14 protein-coding genes are annotated in these 13,241 nt (G+C 62.9%); 5 read left to right on the forward strand and 9 right to left on the reverse strand.

Annotated elements, in window-relative coordinates; genetic code table 11:
- The first annotated feature begins 6 nt into the window (after positions 1-6).
- Positions 7-519, forward strand: a complete 513-nt coding sequence (locus X738_RS86855) for an adenylate/guanylate cyclase domain-containing protein (protein WP_245277606.1) — start codon at positions 7-9, stop codon at positions 517-519.
- Positions 520-937: 418 nt separating this feature from the next.
- On the opposite strand, the gene X738_RS50910 is transcribed toward X738_RS86855, so the two are convergent.
- The 6 genes from X738_RS50910 to X738_RS50935 form a co-directional block, all read right to left on the reverse strand.
- Positions 938-2,824, reverse strand: coding sequence for an adenylate/guanylate cyclase domain-containing protein (locus tag X738_RS50910; protein ID WP_023797820.1), 1,887 nt, complete (start codon positions 2,822-2,824; stop codon positions 938-940).
- Between the two features lie 452 nt (positions 2,825-3,276).
- Entirely contained in the window at positions 3,277-4,029 is a 753-nt protein-coding gene (locus X738_RS50915) for an MOSC domain-containing protein (protein WP_198032780.1), read from the reverse strand.
- Between the two features lie 7 nt (positions 4,030-4,036).
- Entirely contained in the window at positions 4,037-5,668 is a 1,632-nt protein-coding gene (locus X738_RS50920; RefSeq protein WP_373420397.1) for an ABC transporter ATP-binding protein, read from the reverse strand.
- Positions 5,669-5,709: 41 nt separating this feature from the next.
- Entirely contained in the window at positions 5,710-6,537 is an 828-nt protein-coding gene (locus X738_RS50925; protein ID WP_023797823.1) for an ABC transporter permease, read from the reverse strand.
- On the reverse strand, positions 6,534-7,475 hold the full coding sequence (locus X738_RS50930) for an ABC transporter permease (RefSeq protein ID WP_023797824.1): 942 nt from the start codon (positions 7,473-7,475) through the stop codon (positions 6,534-6,536). Before X738_RS50930 ends, X738_RS50925 begins: the two co-directional genes overlap by 4 nt.
- Positions 7,457-8,656 carry a C45 family autoproteolytic acyltransferase/hydolase gene (locus tag X738_RS50935; RefSeq protein ID WP_023797825.1) on the reverse strand — a complete coding sequence of 400 codons (1,200 nt, stop codon included), beginning with the start codon at positions 8,654-8,656 and terminating at the stop codon, positions 7,457-7,459. The genes X738_RS50930 and X738_RS50935 overlap by 19 nt, the downstream gene beginning before the upstream one ends.
- Positions 8,657-8,796: 140 nt before the next feature.
- On the opposite strand from X738_RS50935, the gene X738_RS50940 reads away from it, so the two are divergent.
- The gene (locus X738_RS50940; RefSeq protein ID WP_023797826.1) at positions 8,797-9,729 is read left to right on the forward strand and encodes a GntR family transcriptional regulator; all 933 of its coding nucleotides are present in this window, start codon (positions 8,797-8,799) and stop codon (positions 9,727-9,729) included.
- A 180-nt stretch (positions 9,730-9,909) separates the two neighbouring features.
- On the opposite strand, the gene X738_RS86860 is transcribed toward X738_RS50940, so the two are convergent.
- On the reverse strand, positions 9,910-10,089 hold the full coding sequence (locus X738_RS86860) for a hypothetical protein (protein ID WP_084833640.1): 180 nt from the start codon (positions 10,087-10,089) through the stop codon (positions 9,910-9,912).
- Between the two features lie 297 nt (positions 10,090-10,386).
- Between X738_RS86860 and X738_RS82280 the strand changes: the two genes are divergently transcribed.
- Positions 10,387-10,821, forward strand: a complete 435-nt coding sequence (locus X738_RS82280) for a hypothetical protein (RefSeq protein ID WP_084646611.1) — start codon at positions 10,387-10,389, stop codon at positions 10,819-10,821.
- 198 nt (positions 10,822-11,019) lie between these two features.
- Here X738_RS82280 and X738_RS84590 read toward each other — a convergent pair whose 3' ends face one another.
- Positions 11,020-11,184: a hypothetical protein gene (locus X738_RS84590; RefSeq protein WP_023797828.1), complete on the reverse strand. Its 165-nt coding sequence runs from the start codon at positions 11,182-11,184 to the stop codon at positions 11,020-11,022.
- A gap of 42 nt (positions 11,185-11,226) precedes the next feature.
- Positions 11,227-11,511 (reverse strand): acylphosphatase, encoded by a 285-nt coding sequence (locus X738_RS50945; protein WP_023797829.1) that lies wholly within the window; start codon positions 11,509-11,511, stop codon positions 11,227-11,229.
- Positions 11,512-11,675: 164 nt separating this feature from the next.
- On the opposite strand from X738_RS50945, the gene X738_RS50950 reads away from it, so the two are divergent.
- On the forward strand, positions 11,676-12,488 hold the full coding sequence (locus tag X738_RS50950; protein WP_023797830.1) for a nucleotidyltransferase: 813 nt from the start codon (positions 11,676-11,678) through the stop codon (positions 12,486-12,488).
- Complete coding sequence (locus tag X738_RS50955; protein WP_023797831.1) at positions 12,481-13,233, forward strand: metallophosphoesterase family protein; 753 nt, start codon at positions 12,481-12,483, stop codon at positions 13,231-13,233. The genes X738_RS50950 and X738_RS50955 overlap by 8 nt, the downstream gene beginning before the upstream one ends.
- The last annotated feature ends 8 nt before the right edge of the window (positions 13,234-13,241 follow it).

Here is a 13,241-nt window from a genome sequence, read left to right on the forward strand (position 1 = left end):
GCGATCCTGTGCGGCGCGGTCGATGCACATGGCGGTACTGTCGACAAGTTCCTGGGCGACGGCATGCTGGCGTTCTTCGGCGCGCCGGATCGTCTGAAGGGCCATGCCGCCGCGGCCGTCCGCGCAGCCGCGGCGATCCGCGAGGAGCTGGACAAGGACAATCTGGAAGCGGCTGGCGAAGGCCGGCCTCCACTTCATGTCCGCATCGGCATCCACACGGGCTCCGTCATCGTCGGCAATATCGGCGCATCCGACCGCGTCAACTATACGATCGTCGGCGACACCGTGAACGTCAGCCAGAGGCTGCAGGACCTCGGCAAGCAGCTCGAACCGGGCGCCACCGCCGCAATCGCCATTTCCGGCGAGACCGCGTCGCGGCTCGACGAAAGGTTCGAAAGGATCCCGGCGGGCAAGCACCGGCTGCGCGGCCGCGGCGAGGCGACGGAGGTCTTCCAGCTTGGCAAAGTCGCGACGTCAGCATCGCCCCCTATGGACGTTCACCGCGCCCAAGCGGGCTGAGTAACATGGCGACAAGGCGACCGACCCGATGGCGCAGTGGGACAGCAAGGAGGCCCTCGATCTCTACACGAAGTCGATGGCCACGACCGACGCCGGGCAACGCAAGGCACTGTTCAAGCAGCTCCATGCANAGGGCTATTCGGTATGGCCCGCGGCAAACCCCCATGTATGGGGTGTCTGGAAAAGCGAATAGGCCGGCGGTTCATCTGTCGCCGAAAGATCGGAGGCGTGTTGCTCTCCGATCGTTCGATTGAAGGTACCTTCGCAATTAGAACGAGCAACCAGCGCCAGAAGCGGCCAATCAGACACACTTCGGACATGACGGCAATGGGCCGGTTGCGGTGTTGAGCAGATACATCTGAAATTTACGCCACTGCGACACGAGCTATTTCGGTCGTCAGGGAAGCTCGCTGAAGGGCTACTTCAGGCACTCGGGAAGACGTTTTGGAACAGTCATCTTAGCCAGTTGCTCGTCGGATGCACACAGCGGGAAACCGGTCAGGACCAAGGTTTCCAAGTAGCGCTCGCGCTCGGTGGGGCTTATCCCCGGCGCGTTGACCATACCTTCGACGGTCATGTCCGGGTAGTGCTTGAGCGCCTCCTTGACTGAGGCTTGCGCTTCTTCCATCCGGCCCGCGCCTGCGAGCGAACCGCTGCGCACCATCCATCTCCACTGGTTGTAGTTGTCAGGTGTCAGGCCTTCCATCATTTTCAGCGCATCGTCGTATCGCCCCACCATAAAGTAAGCGTTAGAGAAGAGGCCGGTGGCCCACATCGGGTAGTTAGGATCGAGCCGGATCACCCGATCGACCAATTCGGCACCTCGTTCTGGTTCACCGAAGGACGCGGCCCAGCCGGCATAGAAGGTCAGGATTTCAGCCGAACCGGGCGCGAGGCTCAGGGCTATTTGCAGCTCAGCTTTCGCGCGCGAAAGCTCGCCCCGCTCGCCTAAGCTCATGCCCAGCGCGGCGTGAGCTTCAGCGTCGCTCGGATCAAGTCGCACGGCGCGTTCGGCTGCATCGGCAGCCGCCTTTGCTTCTGTCTCGGGATTGACGCCGAAGTTCGCCAATAGCGAGTGAGAGTGGTAAAGTTCGACCCAGGCGCGGGCCAAGCCGGGATCCAGCTCGACGGCGCGGTTGAGCAGCACGATGGCCTGCTGAATATCGTCTTTGGTGATCCGCGCAAGCTTCTCGGTGCCAAGCAGATAAAGCTCGTATGCGCTAAGGTTCTCTGGCGGCTTGCGCTTGGCCGCAGCTCGGCCAGCTTTCTGGATCAGCCCCTCGCCGCCGCCTAGCCGGTTGGTGACTTGCTCAGATATCTCAGTCTGGACTGCGAACACATCTTCGGTGGGCCGGTCCCAGCGCTCCGACCACAGATGATTGCCGGATTGGGCATCGATCAGTTGCGCGGTGATCCGGACGCGGCCGCCCTGGTGCTGGATCGAGCCTTCGAGCACGTAGCCGACATGGAGCGCTTTAGCGACTTCGCGCACATCCACCGGCTTGCCCTTGTAGACTTGCGTCGAATTGCGAGCCACCACCTCCAATTCCGGGAAGCGTGCAAGGTCAGTGATGATGTCCTCTGTGAGGCCGTCGGCCAGCCGTCCAGTAGCCTCGTCGCCGCCATAATTTTCAAACGGCAGCACCGCTACCGATGGCCTGGCACTCACCGGCGCCGCCGGCCAGAATTGCCAAGCCGCTGCGGCGGCAAGCAGAAGGGCCACGGCCACCGCCATCCCCTCTAGCGCCCACCGCGGAGGAGACCGTATTGAGCGATGGCGGATGCCCTGTTTTTCAAGCGTTATGCGGAAAACCTGCACGGGTTCGGTGACGTTCTTGACCTTCTTCTCGCCCAAAGGTTCGAAACCGAAGGCAAGCTTTTTCTCGACCTCCTTGGCCACCTTACCGGAGACACAGATGCCGCCGGATTCCGCCAATTGTTGGAGCCGGGCGGCAATATTGACCCCGTCGCCGTAACGGTCGTCACCGTCGATTATCACCTCGCCAAGATTTATTCCGATCCTGACCAAGATCTGCTCGGCCTCGGGAAGCGACGCATTGCGCTCGGTTAGGCCACGCTGCAGCGAGACTGCACATTCCACCGCATCGACCACGCTGGCAAACTCGGCCAGCAAGCCGTCGCCCATGAGCTTGAAAATGCGACCGTGGTGCCGCGCAATCTCTGGTTCGAAAAGCTCTGCGCGACCAGCTTTCAGCCGTGCAAAAGTCCCCGCTTCATCACGCTCCATTTGAGCGGAATAGCCGACCACATCAGCAGCCAGAATGGCAGCAAGCTTGCGGTCCATGTCTAAGACCCTGCCTTCAGCTGAATAGTAGACGGCTTCCGACTAAGCGTAAAGGCGCTCGAAATTGCGCAGGGAGGGGGCAGTTCGCTAGGCTGACGCTGGTCTCTGGTCCGAGCTCATCATGGCAATGCTCCGATGATGGTTAGGCTGATCTTCAAGGCGGTGATTTTGCCAAGGTCCACAATTGGGCACAACCGCGGCTGTCACTGTGGTCGCTGGGACGTCGGCTTCAGGAAGCGGTCAAACCGATCGCAGCGTCCGAGATCGGCGCGAGGCCGACATCTTTTATGGCATCACGACCGTCTGCTTCGGGTCACCACTTCCCCTTCGGACTCTCCTGCGGAAGGGGAGAAAAGTGGTCGTGAGCTGTATTCGCCCCCGGCGCCAAGCGTTGGATGTTCACCTCTAGCGTCACGACGTGCCGCCGCCCGGCGTCGAAAGCTGGACAAAGGTCAGGCTTCGTTCAAGGTGACCTGGTCGCCCAGCCTGATCTTGCCCGGTTCGATGATTTGGCAGAGCGCGCCGAAGCCGCCTTCGCCATGGCGCGCTATGGTTTGCAGCACTGCCGGCTCGAAGGCGAGATCGCCTTGTGCCAGCGCTGTGAAGGTGCAGCGCGCGCACGGTTCCGAGATCACGATCCGCGCCTTGCCGATCGCCAGCACTTTCCCGATGATCTGCTGCTCGACGAAACCTCCCCGCGAAACGTCGGTTTCGATCACGATGTTGGGCCGGAACCGCCTGGAATCCACTTGCGAAGGATCCTCAAGCAGGCCGGCAAGTCTGTTCATCGAGGCTGACGTGACGATGTGGAGGTCGGCGCGCTGATAGCGTGGCGCGATATGATCCTGGGCTTCCGAGCCGAAGCGGACATGTGGGTGCAGCGCCGCCGGGAAATCGAGGAAGGCCGAAACCAGCTCGCCTGCGAGGCTGGAGCCGGCATCGATCCAGGAGCCGTCCAAGCCGATTTCCGGCCGGTCACCCTTCAGCCTTGCAACAAGGTTGGGCAGCGGTCGCCAGTATTTTAGCTTCTCCGGCGCGGCAACAGCGCCGTCGCGCCGGTCGATGATGCCCCAGATCCGATCGCCCGGAATCCCGCCCTCCGCAAGCTCGGTCCCGTCCAGCCGTTCGCCGCCCATCGAACTGATGGGGTATCGCCAGATCTCCGTGATACGGCCAAACGCTGTCATGGTGCGGCGACGAGCCATGCCGTCCTCATCGAGCCACTGCCTTGCGTGCGCCCGCGCCATCGGCGAAATGGCGATCGATCAGCATCGCCGCATCGAGAAGGGCGCGTGTGTAGGCGTGGCGCGGTCGATCGAAGACGTCGTCGCGGTCGCCGATCTCGACAATCCTTCCGTCCTGCATGACGGCGACCCGATCGGCAACCTGCTCCACCGCACCCAGATCATGCGAGACGAACAGGCAGGCGAACCCGTAGCGTTCCTGCAACGACCGGATCAGAAGCAGGATCTGTTTCTGCACCGTCATGTCGAGCGCCGAGACCGGCTCGTCGGCGACGACGAAGGCCGGTCGCCTGACGATCGCCCGGGCGATCGCGACGCGCTGGCGCTGGCCACCCGAAAGCTGATGCGGGAAACGCTTGAGAAGGTCGCGCGTCAGCCCCACTTCCTCGATGACCTCATCCATGCGCGCGGTCCGCCGCTTGCGGTCCAATTCGGTGTCGAGCTTCAGCGGCTCGGTGATGATCTCGGCAATCGACTGGCGAGGGTCGAGCGACGAATAGGGGTCCTGGAAGACGATCTGCATGTCACGACGCTGCGCACGCGCGTCAGCGGATCGATCGTTTGCAATCGCCGTGCCAAGAAACGAGATCGTTCCACTGGCCGGCCTGACGAGACCGACAATGGCGCGCCCGAGGGTCGTCTTGCCGGAGCCCGACGCGCCGACCAGCGCCAGGGTTTCGCCGCGCCGGATGGTCAGGTCGACGCCGTCGACGGCGCGCTTCGGCTGCGCGCGCCCAAACAGCCTGGGACGGCCCGGATAGTCGATGACGACATTGCTGATCTCGACCAGGGGCGGGCCGTCGACGGCTTTTCTCGATCCACCGGCGCTGCGCTTGGGAAGCGCATCCACCAACCGCTTCGTGTAATCGTGCTGCGGTGCGTGAAGCACTTGGGTGCTGCTTCCCTGTTCGACCGCCTTGCCTTCGCACATCACCGTCACGTTGTTCACATAGTGCGACACCATGCCGAGGTCGTGGCTGATCAGCAGGACGGCGGTTCCGTTCTCCCGCGTCAGCTCGACCATCAGGTCAAGCACGTCGCGCTGCACCAGCGTGTCGAGCGCGGTGGTCGGCTCGTCGGCGATCAGCAGGCGCGGCTTGAGCAGCATGACCGATGCGAGCATGATGCGTTGGCGCATGCCGCCGGAGAATTCGTGCGGATAGGCCGCAAGGCATTTGCCGGGATCCTTGATCTGGATCCTCTCCAGCATTGCCAGCGAGCGGTCCTTTATCTCGGCGCGCGACATGGCGCTATGCAGGCGCAGACCCTCCGCCATCTGCTCGCCGATGGTGACGGCGGGATTGAGCGAGACCATCGGCTCCTGGAAAACCATGCCGATCCGCGCACCTCGTATCTGGCGCAGCGCCTTTGGAGCGAGGCCGGTGAGCTCTTGTCCTTCGAAGTGGATGCTGCTGTCCGGCGTCGTGACCAGCGGGGCAGGGAGCAAGCTCACGATCGAGCGGGCCGCCATCGTCTTGCCCGAACCGGATTCGCCGACCAGCGCCAGCATGTCACTGGGGGCGAGGTCGAAATTCAGCCCGTCGACGATCCGCTTTCCCGATGGCCCGACCGAGATCGACAGGTTGCGCACTGAAAGCATCGTGTTGTTGTCCGCGGTCGGCACGAGCATGTTTCCAGGACCTACATTTTCGGGTCGAGCCAGTCTCGCACCGCGTCGCCCAGCATGTTGATGCCGAGCAGCGTGATCGAGATGCAGAGACCCGGCAGGATGATCAGATGCGGCGCCTGGCCGATATAGGGCCGAGCCGTCGACAGCATGTTGCCCCAGCTCGGCGCTGGAGGCGGGACGCCCAGTCCAAGAAAGCTCAGCGCGCTTTCCGACAGGATGATCCAGCCGAACATGGTGGTGGCGAGCACGATGATCGGGGCGACGCAGTTGGGCAGCACGTGCCGCGCCATGGTGATGATCTCGCTGTTGCCCATCACCCGCGAGGCCTCGACATATTCCCGCTCGCGAATGGACATCACCGAGGCCCGCACCACGCGCACCACGATCGGCATGTAGGCAAGGCCGAGCGCAACGATGATACCCTCGCGGCTGGCGCCGATCACCGCCATCAGGCCGAGCGCCAGAAGCAGGCCGGGGAAGGCGAGGAAGGCGTCGTTGACCATCATGACGACGCGATCGACCCAGCCGCGCAGGAAACCGGCGAGAACGCCGAACACGATGCCGAGGATCAAGGCGAAGGCGACTGTCGCAAAAGCGATCCAGGCGCTGGTCCGCGCGCCGCTGGCGAGGCGGCTGAGCACGTCGCGCCCGAACTCGTCGGCACCGAGCAGGTGCTGGGGCGACGGCCCGCTGAGGCGCGACGGCAGATCAAGCTTGAGCGGATCGTAGGGGGCGATCCATGGACCGAACACAGCCAGAAGGATCAATGCCCCGGTGGCGGCGATCCCGAAGGTCGCATTGAATTTCAGGCCGGGCCGGCCGAGCGCACGGGCGATCATGCGGCGACCCTCGGATCGAGCAGCGGATAGACGAGGTCGACGAGAAGGTTGACCACGACATAGATGAAGGCGATGAACAGCATCGTTCCCTGAATCACCGGATAGTCGCGGGCATAGATGGCGTCGACCAGCAGCCGGCCGAGGCCGGGAATGGTGAAGACGGTCTCGATGACGACGATGCTGGAAAGCAGGCTGCCGAGCACCAGGCCGATCAGGGTCAAGGTGGGCGCGAAGGCGTTCTTGAAAGCATGGCGCCACATCACAGCGCTTTCGGAAAGTCCCTTTGCCCGCGCATGGGTGATGTATTCCAGCCGCGCCACCTCGATCGTGCTGGCCCTGGCCATGCGCGCGATCGGGCCGGACTCGACGAGCACCAGGGTGACCACGGGCAGGATCACATAGAGAGCGGCTTGCGCGAAGTCGCGGCTGAAGGGCACGTAGCCGACGATCGGCAGCCAGCCGAGATAGAGGCCGAAGATCAGCATCAGCATCAACCCCAGCCAGAAACTGGGGATCGAGAGCAGGATGGTCGAGGTGGCGACGACGGTGATGTCGCCAAGACTGTCCTGTCTCCAGGCGGCCAGCATGCCGGCCGGCACGGCGATGACGGAGGCGACAAGCACGGCCAGGAGGACGATGATCGAGGAGACGGCAAAACGGTCGAGGATCAGCGGCAGCACCTCTTGCCCGCTGCCGATCGAGCGCCCGAAATCGCCTGTAAGGACGTTGCCGGCCCAGATCAGATATTGCACCACCACGGGCTGGTCGAGCCCCATCTGATGCCGCATGGCTTCGACCTGTCCGGGCTGTGCGAGGTCTCCCAGCATCAGCGTCGCAGGATCACCCGGGATGAAGCGCATCATCACGAAGACCGCAACCGACACCAGGATCAGGGTCGGTATGGCGCTGGCGATGCGGGTCAGGACAAAGCGGACCATCGTTTCTCCTGTGCTGATATCGAAGGTCGCCCCCGTGCCAGCATCGCCTTCTCGGCGCGCTCGCGGACCTCGTCGTCGAGAGTGAGTTCGTAGCGGGTGAATTCGCGGTTCTCGGCCGGCAACGGTGCGATCTCCATGACGCCGGCGGCTGGTTCGAAGACGATCATCGCCACCGTCGCCGAGAGATTGCCGCCTTTCTTCCTGATCCGCGGACGACAGACGCTGAACGGCGAAGCGAAATCGTCGAAGAGGGCTTCCTTCAAATCGTCGATCGTGACGTCCCCATGCCGCGCCGACAGGCGACGGCGCACGCGCTGGTCGCGATAGAGACTGTCCGGCACGTCGCGAAGCCCGGTTTCGCGCAGCTTCGACAATGCCACCGGGCTCTGCCAGTGATTGGCGTGGACGATCATGTCGTCGTCCGGATAGATGGCGAAGGCCTCGTCCGGCGCGCATTCGAAATCGACCGCGAAGCCCTCGGCGGTGCTCAGGATCATGTTGTTGGAGCCGGATTTCGGTGTCGTCGCCACCACCTTGATGGCGTCCGCGAAATGCTGCGCTTCAAGCGCCCGGCGCCGGATGAAGGGCAGCGGAATTCCGATCTCGCGATAGTCGCGGTCCGATTCGAGATAGTTCGCGGTGATGCCGATGCCGGCCGCGTTGAAGCCGCTGCGCGCCAGTCCGCCGGCTTCGGTGAAGGTGAGGAGGTCCGGCCCGTCCGTTCGCCGGATGCGCAGCACCACCGAGGTCTCGGCGCATTCGGCCTTCCAGTCCCAGTTCTGGCCATGGATGAGCCTGCCGTTGCGGGTCGCCTCCGGCAAGATCACAGCGCCCGTGCAGCCGTCGGGCTCGTCGTCGGAAATGCCTTTCTCGCGCCGGGCGAGCTGCAGGATTTCGGTACGCGCGTTGACCAGGACGATCGAGGACAGGTCGAGATTGGCGCCTGACGCGATCCCTTCCATTTCCTCGACGAGATCGGGCGCCCGTTGCCGCAAGCGAGGCAGGAAGATTTCGGAAAACCGCGCGACATCGTCCCGCCCGAAGCCGAACCGGTCGAGCTGCCCGGCGTAGAGCGCCACCGAAGCGCCGATGCGACCGCGCGCCTGTTCGCCATAGGCCATGCCGCGCGCTTTCGGCGCTCCTTCGATCTCGACAAGCGGAAAAGGTGCGACTGTTGTCATCAAGGGAAGCCTCAACTCGTTGAGTTCGGATACTAATGCATTTTGATTGAATGAAAAGCAGGAAAATTCGATAGATTGCCAGTTCGAACTGCGTGGCGCATATCTATAATGCGAAGATGCGAACGCCTGAGGAAGTGCCTATGAATGAAACGATCATCGACCGGCCGGCACGCGGCGAGACGGCCAGTCCGCTGCAGATCGATCTGGCGCGGCGGATCCTGGAGCGGATCAGGGATTCGGGCTGGACGGTTGGAACCCGCGTCTCGGTGCCCGACCTTGCCCGCACCTTCGGCGTCTCGCGTTCTCCGATCAGCGCGGCGTTGGAGCTGCTGGTCGCCCAGGGCATCTTGAGCCCGTTCGAGACGAGGGGGCTGCAATTGGCGCGCGAGGTCGCCGACCTCGACCCTGAGGATATCCTGCCCAGTTCACCGCTCGAGGAGCTTTACCGCAGGATGATGCGTGAGCGCGCGCTCGGCCAGCTGCCGCAAGAGGTGTCCGAGGCGGAACTGATGCCGCGCTATCAGGTGTCGCGCGGCGTCGTGCGCAAGCTTTTGCTCCGCTTTGCTGCCGAAGGGCTGGTGCAGCGCCTGCCGGGGCATGGCTGGCGTTTCGCCGACACACTGGTCGGCGAGGACGCCTACCGGGAAAGCTATGAATTCCGGACGGCCGTCGAATGCGCGGCGCTGCGGTCACCCATGTTCAATGCGGATCCTCAGCAACTGGCGCCGGTCCGCCGCGCTCACCAGCGCATCCTGGCGATCGTGTCGACGGGCAAGACGCTGATCGGCGGCGACGAATGGTTCCGGATCAACGCATCCTTTCACGAAGGGCTTGCGGCCTGTTCCGGCAACCGGTTCCTGGCGGATGCGGTGCGCCAGCAGAACAATCTGCGCCGGTTGCAGGAGTCGGCGGGTTTCGAGGAACTGCCGGCGGAACGCATCGAGCAGTCCTGCCGGGAACATCTGGCCATCCTCGATGCCGTCGAGGCGGGCGAGATCGAATGGGCCGAGGCGCTGCTGCGCCAGCATCTAAGGCAGGCATCCGAGTTCGCTTCGCCGCAGCGCTCGATCTGATGCCTGCTATGTCCGCGACGATGAGCATTTCCGTCGTCATTTTCCGCGCCTGATCACCACTGACAGCACCGAGACGACGGCGACGCAGCCCGCATGCTGGCCGCTCAGTGAGCCAACGCGCCGACGCCATCTCGGATCCATGCGGGATCTGGGCGATCTGGAACGAGCGTCTCCGCTCCGTCAACTCCCGGGAACTTTGGGACTGATTTTCAGCGGCGCATCATTCTCATCCGGATTGGGGACAGGAGCTTCGTCGGGAAGTCTGTCCGGGTCCGGCTCACGCACCGGCTTCGGTTCAGGAAACGGCGGCGGTGTGGGCGCGGGAGTGGGCGTTGGTTCGGGAGTGGGAAGAATGGCCATGGTGTGATTTCCTTCCGCTCGCACTCTGCCTTGGCGGGTCACCGACGTCGGCTGGGATTTTTGAAGCCACCCGTTTCGATCGGTTTTCGCTCGGGCTGACGCACGCAGAACGACCACGCATGCCTATGGTTCCGACGCGAGCCTCCGATGATCCCGCAGGCATCGGCATTCGTGGCCGGACGGGGCCGTCAGAAAAGTGATCGATTGGTCCGCGCATGAGGGCCTTGCCGGCGTCGTGGAGCGCCATAATTTCCATTTCAGGGTGGGACGAACTCACCTGCTGAATAGGAGGCGGCCGTGAAGCACCAAACACTTGACCAACTGCATACCGTTGCCGACGTTCACGCTGAAGCAACAGACCTCGTAGCGACTCGAAGCCAGCGTCTCGAACGTTGGGCGAAACTGCTGGAGAAAAACCCCGATCGACGTCTCGAAGCGTTGACCGGCACCGAATACAAGTCCCCTGAGATACGCGAGAAAATGCGTTACAACGACTCGCCTCTCACGGTTGCCTTCGAGGACCCGATCTTTCGCGCGCAAGGCTTGAGAGATGACACCTACGGTGAAGCCAAGCGCTTCTTCGAACTGACCGACTGGCAGCTGCACGAAATCGTCTGCCATTGCCATGTCGGCGCCTCGATACGAGCGCGATGGGCTGCCTCTCGCGTCCGTTCGGCAATGTCCGAAAGGTTTGGTTTCTTCGCCTGGCTGCGAGGAATATTCATGCACTGACGCTTCGGGCACTGACGCTACGGGCATTGACGCTGCCGGCATTTATGTTGGGGGCCGGCATGTTCGGGTGATGGGGCGGCGAAGTGATTTCCACGCCTCGCATCAGCGGTCGTTGATGAGCGGATAGGCCGTTTCGACGGCGATCCGCCATCGGCGAAGCTCGAACCATAGGCTCGATACCACAGGGATGCGCGGATTTCAGTCGGCGGGCGCCGTGTAGCGACGATGGACTGCTTCCGCAATGGCGGCGCGGCTTTCCATGAGGATCGAGCTATCGTCATCCTCGATGACAGCCGCTGCCTCCGCAAGCGCCTTTTCCTTGACCTGTTGCGGAACCGCTGGCTGTCGATTGCTCCCGCGCAAGGCAACGTCGCGGAGGCTTGGCCTTCAAGCCGGTACACACTCCTAGCCGATGATCCTGAATCCGTTCGGCTCCTGGCCGGCATCGACGTCCTGGGATGTCACGCTGGAGACCGACGCTCCGGTCGGCCCTTTCCACAACCGGTCCAACATGGTCGAAACCGCGCCTTCGGCTCCGACGATCAGTGCCGTTACGGATCCATCCTCCTCATTGCGAACCCACCCGGACAGACCGAGCCTCTCGGCCTCAGTCCGTGTCCACACGCGAAACGAGACGCCTTGCACCCTTCCCCTCAGTCTGACGCGTACCGCCTTGCGCCCGTCCTCCATGGTCGCCTCCGTGCAGTTGGTTTGTTCACACCTTCAACTCACCAGCGGCGAGAAAGGCTCCGCCATCACATTTTACGCTTTATGACGGCAACGGAACCATGCGGCGGCGGCTTTGTTTAAAAGACGGACAGCTGCAGGTTGCTGGGCCTCGGAGCGACGATTTCATGACCAACGATTCTCCAACGGGAGGCGCCATCCCGGCATCCGTTCCGACGATCGATCCGAAAGCGGCGCCGACGCTTCAACACGCCGAGGCCGAGGTCTTTTATACAGAGGCGATCCGCGAACTCGCCGCAACGGACATCCCCTTTCTTGTCGCCGGCACCTACGCGGTGAGCGCCTATACGGGCGTCACGCGCCAGACCAAAGACCTCGACATTTTCTGCAAGGCCGGCGACTACGCGCGCATTCTGGCGCATTTCAAGCAAGCCGGCTATGCGGTCGAGATCGTGGACGACCGGTGGCTTGGAAAGGTCTTCAAGAGCACGCATTTTTTTGACGTCATATTCGCATCGGCGAACGGCACCATGCCGGTCGGCGATCAGTGGCTGGAGCATGCGCGGCAAATCGAGCTGCTGGGCAGTCAGGTGCGGATCGTCGGTCCGACCGAGCTTATCTGGTCCAAATGCTTCATCCAGGACAGAAGCCGCCACGACGGCGCCGACATCGCTCATACCATCCTCAAGGCGCAGGATCAGATCGATTGGCGCCGGCTGCTTTCCTACCTCGAAGTCCACTGGGAGGTGCTGCTGATGCAGCTTCTCAATTTCCGCTGGATCTATCCGAGCGAGCGCGATCACGTTCCCGCCTGGCTGCTCGACGAATTGCTTGACCGGCTCGCCAAGCAGCGGGAGTTGCCTACGCCCCGAATGAAAATCTGCCGCGGGCGCCTGCTTTCGCCGACCGACTACGAGATCGACGTCAAGGAGTGGGGTTTTGCCGGCGTCGGCGGAACAGGAGAATTTCGTGATGGCTGAGAGGAACGAGGCTGCTACGGCAAGGGTTGGGAACGGCGGCACCGTGAGGATTGCGGCTATCGGCGACCTGCATGTGCGGGAAGACGCCCAGGCCTCCTGCCGTGATCTCTTCGGCGAAGTTTCGCGCGAAGCGGACGTCCTCGTGCTCACTGGCGACCTCACCAATCTCGGCAAGCCGCGTGAGGCCGAAATCCTTGCGGAGGATTTGCGCGCCTGCGCAATCCCGGTCGTCGCCGTGCTCGGCAACCATGACTATGAATCCGGCGCGGTCGAGGACGTCGCCCACATCCTTCGGCAGGCGGGCGTCCATCTTCTTGACGGCCAGACCACGGAAATCAAGGACGTCGGCTTTGTCGGCGTGAAGGGGTTCATTGGCGGTTTTGGATCACGCATGCTCGGCTCCTTCGGCGAGCCGGCGATCAAGGCGATGGTCGCCGAAAGCGTCAGCGAATCGATGCGGCTCGAAAACGCAATGCGGCAGGTTCGCACCAATCGTACGCTTGTCGTCCTGCACTACGCTCCGGTGGTCGAGACGGTCGCTGGCGAGCCATTGGAGATTTTTCCGTTCCTGGGCTCGTCGCGGCTGGCGGAGACGATCGATCGGTTCAAGGTCAGCGCCGTGGTGCATGGCCACGCGCATCGCGGCATCTATGAAGGTCGCACGCCCGGCGGTGCCCCGGTCTACAACGTCGCCATGCACGTGGCGAAGCCGACCGGCCGTCCCTACGCCCTGCTCGAAATCTGAAACACCCC

Source organism: Mesorhizobium sp. L48C026A00 (genome assembly GCF_000502375.1).
GTDB lineage: Bacteria > Pseudomonadota > Alphaproteobacteria > Rhizobiales > Rhizobiaceae > Mesorhizobium > Mesorhizobium muleiense.

What these genes read in the sequence shown, in the direction of transcription:
- X738_RS50940 (WP_023797826.1), top strand. Translation starts at nt 8,797, where the DNA reads ATGAATGAAACGATCATCGACCGGCCGGCACGCGGCGAGACGGCCAGT.
- X738_RS50915 (WP_198032780.1), bottom strand. Translation starts at nt 4,029, where the DNA reads ATGGCTCGTCGCCGCACCATGACAGCGTTTGGCCGTATCACGGAGATC.
- X738_RS50930 (WP_023797824.1), bottom strand. Translation starts at nt 7,475, where the DNA reads ATGGTCCGCTTTGTCCTGACCCGCATCGCCAGCGCCATACCGACCCTG.
- X738_RS50935 (WP_023797825.1), bottom strand. Translation starts at nt 8,656, where the DNA reads ATGACAACAGTCGCACCTTTTCCGCTTGTCGAGATCGAAGGAGCGCCG.
- X738_RS50910 (WP_023797820.1), bottom strand. Translation starts at nt 2,824, where the DNA reads ATGGACCGCAAGCTTGCTGCCATTCTGGCTGCTGATGTGGTCGGCTAT.
- X738_RS50925 (WP_023797823.1), bottom strand. Translation starts at nt 6,537, where the DNA reads ATGATCGCCCGTGCGCTCGGCCGGCCCGGCCTGAAATTCAATGCGACC.
- X738_RS86860 (WP_084833640.1), bottom strand. Translation starts at nt 10,089, where the DNA reads ATGGCCATTCTTCCCACTCCCGAACCAACGCCCACTCCCGCGCCCACA.
- X738_RS50955 (WP_023797831.1), top strand. Translation starts at nt 12,481, where the DNA reads ATGGCTGAGAGGAACGAGGCTGCTACGGCAAGGGTTGGGAACGGCGGC.
- X738_RS50950 (WP_023797830.1), top strand. Translation starts at nt 11,676, where the DNA reads ATGACCAACGATTCTCCAACGGGAGGCGCCATCCCGGCATCCGTTCCG.
- X738_RS50945 (WP_023797829.1), bottom strand. Translation starts at nt 11,511, where the DNA reads ATGGAGGACGGGCGCAAGGCGGTACGCGTCAGACTGAGGGGAAGGGTG.
- X738_RS50920 (WP_373420397.1), bottom strand. Translation starts at nt 5,668, where the DNA reads ATGCTTTCAGTGCGCAACCTGTCGATCTCGGTCGGGCCATCGGGAAAG.